This is a genomic window from Bacillus sp. RSS_NA_20 (genome assembly GCF_020165915.1).
GTDB classification, from domain to species: Bacteria; Bacillota; Bacilli; order Bacillales; family Bacillaceae; genus Bacillus; species Bacillus altitudinis.
Window position 1 is genome coordinate 317,112 of record NZ_JAIUKW010000005.1, and the last position, 14,450, is coordinate 331,561.

Below are 14,450 nucleotides of genomic sequence, written 5' to 3' on the forward strand. Positions count from 1 at the left end.
TTTTTTGAACCTGAAAGTGATGAAAAACTAGAGGGGGCAGAAAAAATGAATGATTTATCGACAATGAGCAGCTTATCAAAGGAAGAGATTTTACAGCTGATTGAAGAAGCATGTGCATTGAAAAAAGGGAAACAGGAACATGGTTTAGCAGGTGAATTTGTAGCGAACCTCTTCTTTGAACCAAGTACAAGAACGCGTTTTAGCTTTGAGGTGGCAGAGAAGAAACTTGGAATGAATGTGCTGAACCTAGACGCAGCAAGTACCTCTGTTCAAAAGGGAGAGACCCTTTACGATACAGTGAAAACACTTGAATCCATCGGAGTCAAGGCATGTGTCATCAGAGACAGTACCGACGAATATTACAAAGAGCTGATTGGGAAGGTCGGGATTCCAATCATTAATGCTGGAGATGGCTGCGGTCAGCACCCTACCCAATCATTGCTGGATTTGATGACGATCTTCGAAGAGTTTGGCGGTTTTGAAGGCTTAACCATCTCGATTCATGGTGATATCAAACATAGCAGGGTGGCAAGATCCAATGCTGAAGTCCTCGCAAGACTAGGAGCGACAGTGCTCTTTTCAGGACCAGCTTCCTTCCAAGATGAACAAAATCCTCATGGAACGTATGTCGAGGTGGACGAAGCCATGAAGCGGTCTGACGTGGTGATGCTGCTGAGAATTCAGCATGAAAGACACTCAGAAAAGATGGGCAACGAGGGTTACTTATCGACTTATGGATTAACAGTAGACAGGGCAAGCAAAATGAAAGAAAGAGCGATTATTATGCATCCAGCACCAGTAAATAGAGGTGTTGAAATAGATGATTCATTAGTAGAGTCAAAACAGTCAAGGATTTTCAAACAAATGGAAAATGGTGTGTATATCCGAATGGCTGTGTTAAAAAGGGCTTTTCAAAATAGCAGACTACATCAAAAAGGGAGAGATTCTGTCTATGTCATATCTCATTAAAAACGGTTTTATCTTAACAAGTACTGGGGAAAGAGTGCAGCAGGATATTAGGGTAGAAGGAAAAGTGATTCAAGCAATGGGTCACTTAGAAAGAGAAGACGGAGAAGAAGTCATTGATGCAGCAGGGCTATTTGTATCACCAGGTTTGATTGATCTGCATGTGCATTTAAGAGAGCCAGGCGGCGAGAAAAAAGAAACCATTGAAACAGGTTCTAAGGCAGCAGCAAGAGGCGGGTATACGACCATTGCAGCAATGCCGAATACACGACCAGTTCCAGATACAAAAGAACAAATGGAGTGGCTGATGAATCGAATCAAAGAGACCTCATCTGTAAGAGTTCTTCCATACGCTTCCATCACGACGAGACAAATTGGCGAAGAGATGACAGACTTTGCATCGTTAAAAGAAGCGGGCGCTTTTGCCTTTACGGATGACGGTGTAGGTATTCAAACCGCAGGCATGATGTACGAAGCAATGAAAAAGGCAGCAAGCCTTGATCAAGCCATAGTGGCGCACTGTGAAGATAACTCACTCATTTATGGAGGATGCGTTCATGAAGGAGACTTTTCAAAAGCAAATGGGTTAAACGGGATACCGTCAATTTGTGAATCGGTGCATATTGCAAGAGATGTCCTCTTAGCAGAAGCAGCGAATTGTCATTATCATGTATGCCATATCAGCACAAAGGAATCCGTCCGAGTGGTACGCGATGCAAAAAAAGCAGGCATTCGTGTGACGGCTGAGGTCTCGCCACATCACCTGCTCTTATGTGATGAAGACATCCCAGGTCTTGACACAAACTATAAAATGAATCCGCCACTCAGAGGAGCAGAAGATCGCGAGGCACTGATCGAGGGGCTTTTAGATGGCACGATTGATTTTATCGCCACAGACCATGCACCGCATACAGAAGAAGAAAAGAACGAAACGATGCAGAGGGCACCTTTTGGGATTGTCGGACTTGAAACAGCGTTCCCGCTTCTGTACACACGTTTTGTGAAAACAGGGGAATGGACATTAAAAGAACTTGTTGATTATATGACCATCAAACCAGCAGAAGCCTTTGCTCTTCCATACGGAAAGCTGGAAGAAGGTCAAATCGCTGATATCACACTGATTGATTTAAACAAAGAAATGGCAATTGACAAAAAAAGCTTCTTATCTAAAGGACAAAATACACCGTTTGACAAATTGACTGTATCAGGATGGCCGGTCATGACACTTGCATCTGGGAAAGTCGTTTATGAAGAGGGGAGACTAGTAAAATGAAGAGACGCTTAGTGCTAGAAAACGGAACAGTATTCGAAGGAACAGGCTTTGGCAGCTTAGAACCGTCAGTCGGAGAAGTCGTCTTTAACACAGGGATGACAGGCTATCAAGAGATTTTGTCTGACCCGTCGTACTGCGGACAAATTGTCACACTCACTTACCCGCTGATCGGCAACTACGGCATTAACCGTGATGATTTTGAATCGATCACACCGTTTGTGAAAGGGCTGATCGTGAAAGAGCTTTGTGAAAAGCCTTCAAACTGGCGCTCTTCATACTCACTTGATGAGTATTTAAAAATGAAAAATATCCCGGGTCTTAGCGGCATTGATACACGCAAGCTCACGCGCATGATCCGAAGTGCAGGTACATTAAGAGGAGCTTTTGCAGGACCGGATGAACAAGTAGAAGACGTTGTAAGCCGCCTTCAAACGATGCAGCTACCAACAGATCAAGTAAGCCAAGTATCTGTGAAAAATGCGTATCCAAGCCCAGGAAGAGGCAAAAGAATTGTGCTTGTCGATTTCGGCATGAAGCACGGCATTTTGCGCGAGCTCAATAAGCGAGATTGTGATGTCATTGTGGTGCCATACAATATCACGGCAGATGAAGTATTACAGTTAAAACCAGATGGCATCATGCTTTCAAACGGACCTGGAGACCCAGTCGATGTACCAGAAGCAGTTGAAATGATTCAGCAGCTGATTGGAAAGGTACCACTCTTTGGTATCTGCCTAGGACACCAGTTATTCGCGCTTGCGTGCGGCGCAAGTACAGAAAAAATGAAATTTGGGCATAGAGGATCCAATCATCCAGTCAAAGAACTAGCAACTGGCAAGGTAACCTTGACGTCTCAAAACCATGGCTACACGGTTAGCGCCATTAATGAAGACGTGCTTGAAGTCACACATATTGCGCTAAATGACAATACCATTGAAGGATTAAAACATAAAGAAGCACCAGCATTCACTGTCCAGTATCACCCAGAAGCATCACCGGGTCCAGAAGATGCGAACTACTTATTTGACGAGTTCATGAACATGATTCATACAACTGAGAAAGAAGGGGAAGAAGTATGCCAAAACGCGTAGATATCAAAAAGATTTTAGTGATCGGTTCAGGTCCAATCATCATCGGTCAGGCAGCGGAGTTTGACTATGCAGGCACACAGGCTTGCTTAGCGCTAAAAGAAGAGGGCTATGAAGTCGTTCTTGTGAACTCTAACCCGGCGACGATCATGACGGATACAGAAATGGCCGATAAGGTATACATCGAACCACTGACACCAGAATTTTTAACACGAATCATTCGAAAAGAACGTCCTGATGCGATTCTGCCAACACTTGGCGGACAAACTGGATTGAACCTTGCTGTTGAATTATCAGATCTTGGTGTACTCGCTGAATGCGGTGTTGAAGTACTAGGCACAAAGCTGTCAGCTATTCAAAAAGCAGAGGACAGAGATTTATTCCGTAATCTAATGAATGAATTAAATGAACCTGTACCAGAAAGTGAAATCATCCATAACCTTGAAGAAGCGATGGCATTCACAGATCAAATCGGTTTCCCGGTCATTGTTAGACCAGCCTATACACTAGGCGGCACAGGCGGCGGAATTTGTACAAATGAGCAAGAATTAAAAGAAATCGTCGAGAATGGACTGAAGTTAAGTCCGGTGACACAATGTTTGCTTGAAAAAAGTATCGCAGGTTTTAAAGAAATTGAATATGAGGTCATGCGTGACAGCGGAGATCATGCCATTGTGGTTTGTAACATGGAAAACTTTGATCCTGTCGGCATCCACACAGGTGACAGTATCGTTGTGGCACCAAGTCAAACGCTAAGTGATCGTGAATATCAGCTGCTTCGTAATGTGTCACTCAAGCTGATCCGTGCACTTGGCATTGAAGGCGGATGTAACGTACAGCTGGCGATTGATCCAGACAGCTTCCAATACTATATTATCGAAGTAAACCCGCGCGTGAGCCGTTCTTCTGCTCTTGCGTCTAAAGCAACTGGATATCCAATTGCAAAACTTGCAGCGAAAATCGCAGTCGGCCTAACACTTGATGAAATGATGAACCCAGTCACAGGTAAAACATATGCAGCGTTCGAACCAGCACTCGACTATATCGTTTCAAAAATCCCGCGCTGGCCGTTTGATAAGTTTGAATCTGCTAACAGACGACTTGGAACACAAATGAAAGCAACGGGTGAAGTCATGGCAATTGGCCGCACATTAGAAGAGTCTCTTTTAAAGGCTGTTCGTTCACTTGAAGCGGATGTGCATCACATTGAATTAAAAGACGAAGCGGACATTACAAACGAAGTGCTTGAAAAGCGGATTATCAAAGCAGGAGATGAACGTCTGTTTTATATCGCTGAGGCGCTAAGAAGAGGCTATACCGTCGAACAGATTCATGAATTCTCGAAAATTGATTACTTCTTCCTTCATAAACTGGAAGGCATCATCGCTTTTGAAAAGACACTAAAAGAAAACAAAGGCAATGTAGACGTTTTAAAAGAAGCGAAAGAAAAAGGTTTCTCAGATATTTATATTAGCCGCGAATGGAATATGAATGAGGCAGATGTCTATAACCTAAGAACAGAAGCAGGCATCGTTCCTGTGTATAAGATGGTGGACACATGTGCGGCAGAATTTGAATCAGAAACACCGTATTTCTACAGCACATATGAAGATGAAAATGAATCCGAACGAACAGATAAGAAAAGTGTCATCGTGCTAGGTTCAGGTCCAATCAGAATCGGACAAGGGGTTGAATTCGATTATGCGACCGTTCATTCAGTGTGGGCAATCAAACAAGCAGGCTATGAAGCCATTATTATTAACAACAACCCTGAAACCGTCTCAACAGACTTTAGTATTTCAGATAAGCTCTACTTTGAACCACTCACTGTAGAAGATGTGATGCACATCATCGACCTTGAACAACCAGAAGGTGTCGTTGTTCAGTTTGGCGGACAAACAGCGATTAACTTAGCAGATGAATTATCAAATAGAGGGGTTAAGATTCTTGGAACTTCGCTTGAAGACCTTGACCGTGCGGAAAACCGTGACAAGTTTGAACAAACATTAGAAACACTCGGCGTGCCGCAGCCAAATGGTAAGACAGCAACGTCTGTGCCAGAGGCAGTAGCGATTGCGAATCAAATCGGTTACCCCGTGCTTGTCCGTCCTTCCTATGTATTAGGCGGCCGTGCAATGGAAATTGTGTATCAAGAAGCTGAGCTCCTTCACTACATGGAGAATGCGGTGAAAGTCAATCCGCAGCATCCAGTGCTCATTGACAAGTATTTGACAGGAAAAGAAATTGAAGTAGATGCTGTGTCTGACGGAGAAACGGTTGTCATACCAGGCATTATGGAACACATTGAAAGAGCCGGCGTTCACTCTGGAGACTCCATTGCGGTCTACCCGCCGCAAACTTTGTCTGAGGACATCAAAGCGAAAATCGCAGAATACACGATTAAACTCGCAAAAGGCCTTAACATCATTGGGCTTTTGAACATTCAATTTGTTCTATCAAAAGGTGAAGTGTATGTACTTGAAGTGAATCCGCGTTCAAGCCGGACTGTCCCATTCTTAAGTAAAATTACAGGCATTCCAATGGCGAACTTAGCTACAAAGGTTATTTTAGGAGAAAAACTGAAAAACTATGGCTACCAAGAAGGGCTTCATGTTGAGCAAGAAGGCGTATATGTGAAAGTTCCAGTCTTCTCTTTTGCAAAACTAAGAAGAGTAGATATTACACTAGGGCCTGAAATGAAATCAACAGGTGAAGTCATGGGGAAAGATGTCACAATCGAAAAAGCCCTCTACAAAGGATTGATTGCATCAGGCATTCAAATTCCAAAAGACGGAACGGTTCTCCTGACAGTGGCTGATAAAGATAAAGAAGAAGGACTTGAGATTGCAAGAAGATTCCATTCCATCGGCTATCATATTTTAGCAACAGAAGGAACAGCGAATTACTTAAAACAAGCTTCCATTCCATCAAGTGTTGTCGGCAAAATAGGAGAAGAAGGAAAGAATCTGCTGGATGTCATTCGAAATGGTGAAGCCCAATTTGTCATCAACACCTTAACAAAAGGAAAACAGCCAGCAAGAGACGGCTTTAGAATTAGACGTGAATCTGTTGAAAATGGTGTCGCTTGCTTAACGTCACTAGATACAGCGGAAGCAATTTTAAGAGTGCTAGAGAGCATGACATTTAGAGCAGATGAAATGCCAGAAGTGAAAACGAATGCTGAGGTGACAGTAACGATATGAAAAAAGCATACTTGACGGTCGTCTCGAACCGAGAGATCGCTGATCATATTTACGAAATGACATTAAAGGGTGATCTTGTTGAATCCTTTCAAACAGCTGGACAGTTTCTTCATATAAAGGTCAGTGAATCCATGACACCGCTGCTGAGAAGACCGATCAGTATTGCCAACATTCATGCCGAAAAGCAAGAAGCAACCATCATTTACCGCGCAGAGGGAGAGGGCACAAAGCTTCTTTCCCAAAAGCGGGCGGGAGAGTCAGTCGATGTGTTAGGTCCGCTTGGAAACGGCTATGACCCTTCAGTCGTTCAGGCCGGACAGACCGCATTATTAGTCGGTGGAGGAATCGGTGTGCCTCCGTTATATGAACTGTCTAAGCGGTTAACGGAAAAAGGCGTCATCGTAAAACATGTTCTCGGTTTTCAATCGAAAAAGGATGTATTTTATGAGGAGAAGTTTCAAGCACTCGGAGATACGTTTATCGCAACCGTTGATGGGACATATGGTTCGAAAGGTTTCGTGACAAATGTCATTGAAGAGAATGAGCTGGACTTTGATGTCTTGCTTTCCTGTGGACCGACACCTATGTTAAAAGCACTAAAAGACTCTTATCCCGATAAGCCTGTCTATATTTCAATGGAAGAACGAATGGGCTGCGGAATCGGTGCATGCTTTGCTTGTGTCTGTCATACCGATCAGCACGAGAAACCGTATGTTAAAGTTTGTCTGGATGGACCTGTTTTTAAAGCGGAGGAGGTGGCGCTATCATGCTAAACATCGAATTACCCGGCTTATCTTTAAAAAATCCAATCATTCCTGCATCAGGCTGTTTTGGATTTGGAAAAGAATTCGCATCATTATATGACCTTTCCTTGCTGGGCGGCATCATGATTAAAGCCACGACCCTTGAACCGAGATTTGGCAACCCGACACCGAGGGTAGCTGAGACAGGAGCCGGTATGCTGAATGCGATTGGTCTCCAAAATCCAGGTCTAAAAGGCGTGCTTGAACATGAATTACCTTGGCTTGAGCAGTTCGATACCCCTATTATTGCCAATGTTGCTGGATCACAAGTTGATGATTATGTTGAAGTAGCAAAGCAAATTAGTCAAGCAAGCAATGTTCACGCCCTTGAACTGAATATCTCGTGTCCGAATGTGAAAACAGGCGGAATTGCCTTTGGGACCGATCCAGAAATGGCGGCTACATTGACAAAAGCCGTTAAGGAAGTTTCCTCCGTTCCTGTTTATGTGAAACTGTCACCTAATGTAGCCAATATCGTTGAGATTGCTAAAGCGATTGAATCGGCTGGAGCGGATGGACTCACCATGATCAATACCTTGATTGGAATGCGTTTAGATTTAAAGACAGGCAAACCCATTCTTGCCAATAAAACAGGTGGATTATCAGGTCCTGCTGTAAAACCTGTTGCCATCCGAATGGTGCATGAGGTCAGTCAGGCCGTTTCTATTCCGATTATTGGGATGGGCGGGGTGCAAAGCGCTGAAGATGTACTTGAATTTTTACTAGCTGGCGCAAGTGCGGTAGCTGTTGGGACAGCCAATTTTGTGAACCCATTTATTTGCCCGGAAATCATTGATGAACTGCCGAATGTATTAGCGGCTTATGGGTATTCATCTGTAGAGGAATGCATCGGAAGGAGCTGGAAACATGAAGCACTTGCCCATCATCGCGCTTGATTTTCCATCAGGACAGGAGGCGCACGCCTTTATAGATCGTTTTGAAGGCACTCCATTATTCGTAAAGGTCGGCATGGAGCTGTTTTACCAAGAAGGTCCTGCCATTATTGACGTACTGAAAGAAAAAAATTGCCGTATTTTCCTTGATCTGAAGCTTCATGACATTCCAACAACTGTGCAAAAAGCGATGAACAGGCTTGCTGCACTTGGTGTTGATTTGGTGAATGTGCATGCAGCCGGCGGGAAAAGAATGATGCAGGCGGCCGTAGAGGGGCTTGAAAGCGGAACCCCTGCCGGGCAAAATCGCCCGGCTATTATTGCAGTGACCCAGCTGACAAGCACGTCAGAAGATATGATGAAAAAAGAATTACTAATTGACCGCCCATTGCAAGAGGCGGTGCTTCATTATGGACAATTGGCATATGAAAGTGGACTTGATGGTGTGGTGTGCTCTGTTCATGAATCAAAACAGCTTCATGAACAAATCTCTCCTTCCTTTCTCACTGTGACGCCAGGAATTCGCTTACCAAATGATCAAACGGATGACCAAAAGCGTGTGGCGACACCTGCCTTTGCCAAAGAACAGGGTGTTTCACAGATTGTTGTGGGAAGATCGATCACAAAAGCCACAAACCCAGTGGAAGCTTATCAACAAATTTTGAAAGAGTGGGAGTGACTGCCGGATGAAAACGAAAATCGCGAAGCATTTATTACAAATCAAAGCTGTCTCTTTAAAACCAGACGAACCATTTACATGGGCGAGCAGTATCAAATCACCGATTTACTGTGACAATCGCCTCACCTTGTCTTATCCTGAGGTCAGAGGAGACATTGCGGAAGGTTTAAAAGACTTGATTCTCACTCATTTTGAAGGAGCGGAAGTTGTCGCAGGTACAGCTACAGCTGGCATTCCTCATGCGGCATTAGCAGCTGATCGTCTGAACGTACCGATGTGTTATGTAAGAAGTAAACCAAAAGCACACGGAAAAGGAAATCAAATTGAAGGAGCCGTATCACCTGGCCAAAAAGTGGTTGTCGTAGAAGACCTCATCTCAACTGGAGGCAGCGTTCTTGAAGTTGTGGCTGCTTTAGAAGAAGAAGGCTGTGACGTACTCGGAGTTGTTGCGATCTTCACTTATGGACTGCCAAAAGCAGCTGCGGCTTTTCAAGAGAAAAACATTCCCTATGTCACGCTGACAGACTATGACACACTGACAGAAGTGGCACTTGAGCTAAAAGCAATCGAGCCTTCTGCTATGAATAAACTAAAACGCTGGAGACAGGATCCTTCGTCTGAATCTTGGATGGAAGAAACGGTCTAAAAAGCTTGTCTTGTTTTAAAAAAGCTGTGCTGCACTGCACAGTTTTTTATTTGGTTAAAAATAGTAAAATAGACTCAAATTTAAATAAAAACTAATCCTATCAATAAAGTCGGGTTGACTTTTGTTTGAATTGTGTTAATATTTAATACAAATTAAAACTCTTATCCAGAGAGGTGGAGGGACTGGCCCGATGAAGCCCGGCAACCTGCGATTTGCAAGGTGCTACTTCCTGCAAAATGATTCTATTTTGAAAGATAAGGAAATCGTGAGCTTCCTCATCTTTCTTTCGGACTGAAAGAAAGTTTTTTTATTTTAACGGTGAGGAGGAAGAGGAGATGGAACTGAAACAAAACCAGGATGAGGACTTAGTGAAGCATATGCAAGAGCTGATTGGGGATATGAAATTCGGTTCAATTACGTTGATCGTTCAGGACGGTCAAGTGATTCAAGTGGAAAAAAATGAAAAAATCAGATTAAAGTAGTGCGGAGAATAGCAATAGAAGCAGTACTCCGGAAGGGGAGAAACAATGTTAACTTATGAAAATTGGCAAGAGCCGTCCATTACATTTCAAGAGGACGATTTGTATAAAGGGGCCCTATCTGTGCTGAAATGGGCGTACGGCCACTATGGTGATCAGCTCGTTTATGCATGCAGTTTTGGCATTGAGGGCATTGTCCTGATCGATCTTATTGCGAAAGTAAAAAAAGATGCAAGAATTGTCTTTTTAGATACAGGTCTGCATTTCAAGGAAACATACGACACCATTGATGCAGTTAGGGAAAGATATCCCGGGTTAGACATCGTGCTGAAAACACCTGAGCTGACGGTGGGAGAGCAGAATGAGCAGCATGGTGATAAATTATGGGAAACGAATCCTCAAAGCTGCTGCCATATGAGAAAGGTCATTCCGTTGCAAGAGGCACTATCTGGCTATCCGGCATGGCTGTCTGGTTTAAGAAGAGAGCAGTCGCCTAAACGAGCAGGTACGAACTTCTTAAATAAGGATGAAAAATTCCAATCAGTCAAAGTATGTCCGCTCATTCACTGGACGTGGAAGGACATATGGAGATATGCGTCTAGAGAGGATCTTACTTATAATCCGCTGCACGACCAAGGATATCCAAGCATCGGGTGTGCACCTTGTACACAGCCGGCATTTACTGCTGATGATTTGCGTTCTGGAAGATGGTCAGGGACAGCAAAGACTGAGTGCGGATTACATGAGTAAGGGAGCATAATGTATGGAAATCGCCGCAATTTTATTTAGCTTATTCTTTGCTTTAAATATTGGCGCAAGCGGAGCAGCTGCTTCGATGGGCATCGCATATGGTTCAGGTGCGATCAAAAAGCCAATATACGCGCTCAGCGTTTGTGCGGTTGGAATATTAGCAGGTTCAGTGATTGGCGGCGGTGAGGTCGTCAAAACGATCAGCTCCGGGATTATGCCGGAATCTGTCATCACACTTGAAATTGTGTGTATCATCATTGGCTCGGCCGCATTATCACTTTTCATAGCGAATCTCTTGGCCATTCCTTTATCCACAAGTGAGGTCACAGTAGGAGCTGTGGTCGGTGTGGCAGCCGCATATAAAGTGCTGTATGTGAAATCGATCTTAGTCATTGTCTCTTTTTGGGTGATTATTCCGATTGTTGCCTTTGTTTTTACCTTTGCTGTTGTCAAAATCATCAGATTGTTCCCTAAACGGACGTTATCCAAAAAAGGTACATTGATCTTATCTGTTGTTTTGATTATCAGTGGGTTTTTAGAAGCATTTTCAGCCGGCATGAACAATGTCGCCAATGCGGTCGGCCCGCTTGTCGCGTCAGGTGTTTTATCAGTCGGGCAAGGGACCCTTTACGGCGGAATCTTTGTGGCCATTGGGGCGCTGCTTCTAGGAAGAAGGGTACTAGAAACAAACGGAAAGAAAATTACACGCTATCAAACGGGTGAAGGCATTCTATTATCGAGCACCGGTGCAGGACTTGTCATCGTCAGCTCTATATTCGGACTCCCTGTTCCCCTTACTCAAATTACCTCATCGTCCATTATTGGGCTAGGTATGGCAAAGGGTGGACCGAACATTTTTCATAAACATGTTGTGAAAAAAATGCTGAAGGTATGGGTTGTGTCACCTTTCTTATCACTTAGTCTATCTTATTTGCTGGTAAGCCTTTTCTTAAAAGGAGACTATTACTCTATCTTTATCATGATGAGTGTACTGCTAGCTTCATTAGGTGCACTGAGTCTTATGAAGGCAGTTAAAAATGAGAGCAGCTCGATTCATGAACAGGGCGGCGGGATTTAAATATAAATCCGACTATTAACATCTAATAAATATGAACATTGAGAGGAAGATGAACAAATGAGTTTAACACCACATGGTGGCGTATTAATTAATCGAGTAAATGAAGAATTTGATCTAAGCACAGCTGCGAAAGAAATTGAGCTGGATGCCATCTCTTTTGCAGACCTTGAACTCATCGCAATTGGCGGGTATAGTCCAATTGAAGGGTTTTTAACGAAAGCTGATTATGAAGCAGTTGTCAGCAGTATGCGACTAGCAAGTGGTGTCGTTTGGTCTCTTCCGATTACTTTGCCTGTCACAAAGGAAAAAGCAGCGGAGATCAATCAAGGTGACATTGTTCGTCTATCGTATAATGGAACAGTATACGGGGTCATTGAGGTGGAAGATCAATACACACCTGATAAGGAAAAAGAAGCAGTGAATGTGTATAAAACAGATGACCGCAATCACCCAGGCGTGAAAAAATTATTTGAACGCGGTGACACGTATATTGGTGGTAAAATTACACTGACAAAACGCAGTGAAAAACCTTTCCCGCAATTTACGTATGAGCCAGAAGAAACAAGAAAACATTTTAAAGAAAACGGCTGGAAAACCATTGTCGGTTTCCAAACGAGAAACCCAGTCCATCGTGCGCATGAATACATTCAAAAGACAGCACTGGAAACAGTGGATGGTCTATTTCTAAATCCACTTGTTGGTGAAACAAAATCTGATGATATTCCAGCAGATGTAAGAATGAAAAGCTATCAAGTGTTACTGAACGGTTATTACCCGAAAGACCGCGTCTTTTTAGGTGTTTTTCCTGCTGCCATGCGTTATGCTGGACCAAAGGAAGCGATTTTTCATGCGCTTGTGCGTAAAAATTATGGCTGTACACATTTTATTGTCGGCAGAGATCATGCGGGTGTTGGTGATTATTACGGCACATACGAAGCGCAGGAGCTATTTGAACAATTTACAAGCGAAGAAATTGGGATCACACCATTAAAATTTGAGCACAGCTTTTACTGCAATACATGTGAAGCCATGGCAACACCGAAAACATGCCCACATGATAAAAGCGAACATGTCATTCTCTCAGGTACAAAGGTTAGAACGATGCTGAGAAATGGTGAATTACCACCGAGCACGTTCAGCCGAAAAGAAGTCATTGAAACATTAATCGAAGGATTAAAAACGACGGTATCTTAAAGGAGGATATGACATGAGCAACGAACATATCGTGTGGCATGATTCATCTATTACTAAAAAAGAATATCAACAGAAAAACAACCATACAAGCGGAATCATTTGGCTGACAGGTCTAAGCGGTTCAGGTAAATCAACGATCGCCAACGCAGCGGCTCGAGAGCTGTTTGAACAGGGGTACCAAGTGACAGTCCTTGACGGCGATAACGTACGCCATGGACTCAATAAAGACTTAGGCTTTTCAGATGACGACAGAAAAGAGAACATTCGGCGCATCGGTGAAGTGGCGAAATTATTTGTTGAGCAAGGAACGATTGTTATTACTGCTTTTATTTCACCATTTCAAGAAGACCGCCAAATCGTAAGACAGTTAGTCGAAGACGGAGAATTTCACGAAGTGTTTGTGAAATGTGATCTGAACGTGTGTGAAGAGCGTGATCCAAAGGGGTTATATAAAAAAGCAAGAAACGGCGAAATTCCATTTTTCACGGGAATCGATTCACCATACGAAGAGCCAGCTGCGCCTGAGCTCGTCCTAGATACAGGTGAATTATCACGCGAGGAGTCAAAACAGCGCCTTGTTGATTATGTAAAGGATAAAACGAAATAATCGCCTGATGGCAGGGGGAGAAAGCAAGATGGGGAAAGTATACATTGTTGGTGCCGGACCGGGTGACCCAGACTTAATTACGCTAAAGGCCCATAAGGCAATACAGCAGGCAGATGTCATTTTATATGATCGTCTTGTCAATCAAGAGATTCTTGCCCATGCCAAACCGGAGGCGGAGTTGATCTATTGCGGCAAACTGCCGAATCATCATACGATGAGACAGGAAGCGATTAATGAAGCGCTTGTTGCTTATGCGAAGGAAGGGAACATAGTCGTTCGTCTAAAAGGCGGTGATCCCTTTGTATTTGGCCGTGGCGGTGAAGAAATCGAATGCTTAGCTGAGCATGGTATTCCATATGAAGTTGTCCCAGGGATTACTTCTGGCATTGCAGCCGCTGCTTATGCAGGCATTCCAGTCACGCACCGAGAATTCAGCTCAAATGTTGCGTTTGTAACAGGGCATTATCAAAAGGATGAACATTTTGAAGAAAAGTGGGAAGCGCTGGCGACGGGGATTGATACCCTTGTCATTTACATGGGCGTCAAAAACGTGGAAAGAGTCCAGCGGCTGCTTTTGAAGAATGGGCGGAAGCCTGAAACCCCAGCTGCGTTTATTCACTGGGGAACGACCACAAGGCAAAAGACGACTTGCTGCACGGTGGCGACACTATCTGAAACGGTTGAAAAAGAAGGGATCGAGCACCCAAGTTTAATCGTGGTAGGAGATGTCGTTCACTTTCATCAAAAGTTGAACTGGTTTGAACCAGCACTGATTGAGAAATGAAAACAAA

The 14,450-nt window shown here is 43.7% G+C and carries 14 protein-coding genes and 1 riboswitch; all 14 genes read left to right on the forward strand.

The window, feature by feature from the left end:
- Positions 1-45: 45 nt before the first annotated feature.
- The 14 genes from LCD32_RS07190 (at position 46) to cobA (ending at position 14,443) form a co-directional block, all read left to right on the forward strand.
- Positions 46-969, forward strand: a complete 924-nt coding sequence (locus LCD32_RS07190; protein ID WP_017367206.1) for an aspartate carbamoyltransferase catalytic subunit — start codon at positions 46-48, stop codon at positions 967-969.
- Complete coding sequence (locus LCD32_RS07195; RefSeq protein ID WP_224563344.1) at positions 953-2,239, forward strand: dihydroorotase; 1,287 nt, start codon at positions 953-955, stop codon at positions 2,237-2,239. Before LCD32_RS07190 ends, LCD32_RS07195 begins: the two co-directional genes overlap by 17 nt.
- Complete coding sequence (locus tag LCD32_RS07200; protein WP_224563347.1) at positions 2,236-3,330, forward strand: carbamoyl phosphate synthase small subunit; 1,095 nt, start codon at positions 2,236-2,238, stop codon at positions 3,328-3,330. Before LCD32_RS07195 ends, LCD32_RS07200 begins: the two co-directional genes overlap by 4 nt.
- Positions 3,315-6,530, forward strand: coding sequence for a carbamoyl-phosphate synthase (glutamine-hydrolyzing) large subunit (carB, locus tag LCD32_RS07205; RefSeq protein ID WP_039166760.1), 3,216 nt, complete (start codon positions 3,315-3,317; stop codon positions 6,528-6,530). Before LCD32_RS07200 ends, carB begins: the two co-directional genes overlap by 16 nt.
- Entirely contained in the window at positions 6,527-7,303 is a 777-nt protein-coding gene (locus LCD32_RS07210; protein ID WP_224563350.1) for a dihydroorotate dehydrogenase electron transfer subunit, read from the forward strand. The genes carB and LCD32_RS07210 overlap by 4 nt, the downstream gene beginning before the upstream one ends.
- Positions 7,297-8,229: a dihydroorotate dehydrogenase gene (locus LCD32_RS07215; RefSeq protein ID WP_017359348.1), complete on the forward strand. Its 933-nt coding sequence runs from the start codon at positions 7,297-7,299 to the stop codon at positions 8,227-8,229. Before LCD32_RS07210 ends, LCD32_RS07215 begins: the two co-directional genes overlap by 7 nt.
- Positions 8,201-8,905 (forward strand): orotidine-5'-phosphate decarboxylase, encoded by a 705-nt coding sequence (pyrF, locus tag LCD32_RS07220; protein WP_224563353.1) that lies wholly within the window; start codon positions 8,201-8,203, stop codon positions 8,903-8,905. Before LCD32_RS07215 ends, pyrF begins: the two co-directional genes overlap by 29 nt.
- Before the next feature lie 7 nt (positions 8,906-8,912).
- The gene (gene pyrE, locus LCD32_RS07225) at positions 8,913-9,551 is read left to right on the forward strand and encodes an orotate phosphoribosyltransferase (protein ID WP_224563356.1); all 639 of its coding nucleotides are present in this window, start codon (positions 8,913-8,915) and stop codon (positions 9,549-9,551) included.
- A gap of 158 nt (positions 9,552-9,709) precedes the next feature.
- Positions 9,710-9,812: riboswitch (SAM riboswitch) on the forward strand.
- A gap of 74 nt (positions 9,813-9,886) precedes the next feature.
- On the forward strand, positions 9,887-10,033 hold the full coding sequence (locus LCD32_RS07230) for a YezD family protein (protein WP_008344920.1): 147 nt from the start codon (positions 9,887-9,889) through the stop codon (positions 10,031-10,033).
- A gap of 45 nt (positions 10,034-10,078) precedes the next feature.
- Positions 10,079-10,780: a phosphoadenylyl-sulfate reductase gene (locus LCD32_RS07235; RefSeq protein WP_224563359.1), complete on the forward strand. Its 702-nt coding sequence runs from the start codon at positions 10,079-10,081 to the stop codon at positions 10,778-10,780.
- A 13-nt stretch (positions 10,781-10,793) separates the two neighbouring features.
- Positions 10,794-11,858 carry an inorganic phosphate transporter gene (locus LCD32_RS07240; RefSeq protein WP_008344915.1) on the forward strand — a complete coding sequence of 355 codons (1,065 nt, stop codon included), beginning with the start codon at positions 10,794-10,796 and terminating at the stop codon, positions 11,856-11,858.
- A gap of 57 nt (positions 11,859-11,915) precedes the next feature.
- Positions 11,916-13,052 carry a sulfate adenylyltransferase gene (gene sat, locus LCD32_RS07245; RefSeq protein WP_008344912.1) on the forward strand — a complete coding sequence of 379 codons (1,137 nt, stop codon included), beginning with the start codon at positions 11,916-11,918 and terminating at the stop codon, positions 13,050-13,052.
- 13 nt (positions 13,053-13,065) lie between these two features.
- Positions 13,066-13,659 (forward strand): adenylyl-sulfate kinase, encoded by a 594-nt coding sequence (gene cysC / locus LCD32_RS07250; protein ID WP_008344911.1) that lies wholly within the window; start codon positions 13,066-13,068, stop codon positions 13,657-13,659.
- 28 nt (positions 13,660-13,687) lie between these two features.
- Positions 13,688-14,443 carry a uroporphyrinogen-III C-methyltransferase gene (cobA, locus tag LCD32_RS07255; protein ID WP_224563362.1) on the forward strand — a complete coding sequence of 252 codons (756 nt, stop codon included), beginning with the start codon at positions 13,688-13,690 and terminating at the stop codon, positions 14,441-14,443.
- Positions 14,444-14,450: the final 7 nt, after the last annotated feature.

Excerpts from the sequence above, each read along its gene's own strand:
- LCD32_RS07190 (WP_017367206.1), top strand. The coding sequence starts at position 46 with ATGAATGATTTATCGACAATGAGCAGCTTATCAAAGGAAGAGATTTTA.
- LCD32_RS07195 (WP_224563344.1), top strand. The coding sequence starts at position 953 with ATGTCATATCTCATTAAAAACGGTTTTATCTTAACAAGTACTGGGGAA.
- LCD32_RS07200 (WP_224563347.1), top strand. The coding sequence starts at position 2,236 with ATGAAGAGACGCTTAGTGCTAGAAAACGGAACAGTATTCGAAGGAACA.
- carB (WP_039166760.1), top strand. The coding sequence starts at position 3,315 with ATGCCAAAACGCGTAGATATCAAAAAGATTTTAGTGATCGGTTCAGGT.
- LCD32_RS07210 (WP_224563350.1), top strand. The coding sequence starts at position 6,527 with ATGAAAAAAGCATACTTGACGGTCGTCTCGAACCGAGAGATCGCTGAT.
- LCD32_RS07215 (WP_017359348.1), top strand. The coding sequence starts at position 7,297 with ATGCTAAACATCGAATTACCCGGCTTATCTTTAAAAAATCCAATCATT.
- pyrF (WP_224563353.1), top strand. The coding sequence starts at position 8,201 with ATGAAGCACTTGCCCATCATCGCGCTTGATTTTCCATCAGGACAGGAG.
- pyrE (WP_224563356.1), top strand. The coding sequence starts at position 8,913 with ATGAAAACGAAAATCGCGAAGCATTTATTACAAATCAAAGCTGTCTCT.
- LCD32_RS07230 (WP_008344920.1), top strand. The coding sequence starts at position 9,887 with ATGGAACTGAAACAAAACCAGGATGAGGACTTAGTGAAGCATATGCAA.
- LCD32_RS07235 (WP_224563359.1), top strand. The coding sequence starts at position 10,079 with ATGTTAACTTATGAAAATTGGCAAGAGCCGTCCATTACATTTCAAGAG.
- LCD32_RS07240 (WP_008344915.1), top strand. The coding sequence starts at position 10,794 with ATGGAAATCGCCGCAATTTTATTTAGCTTATTCTTTGCTTTAAATATT.
- sat (WP_008344912.1), top strand. The coding sequence starts at position 11,916 with ATGAGTTTAACACCACATGGTGGCGTATTAATTAATCGAGTAAATGAA.
- cysC (WP_008344911.1), top strand. The coding sequence starts at position 13,066 with ATGAGCAACGAACATATCGTGTGGCATGATTCATCTATTACTAAAAAA.
- cobA (WP_224563362.1), top strand. The coding sequence starts at position 13,688 with ATGGGGAAAGTATACATTGTTGGTGCCGGACCGGGTGACCCAGACTTA.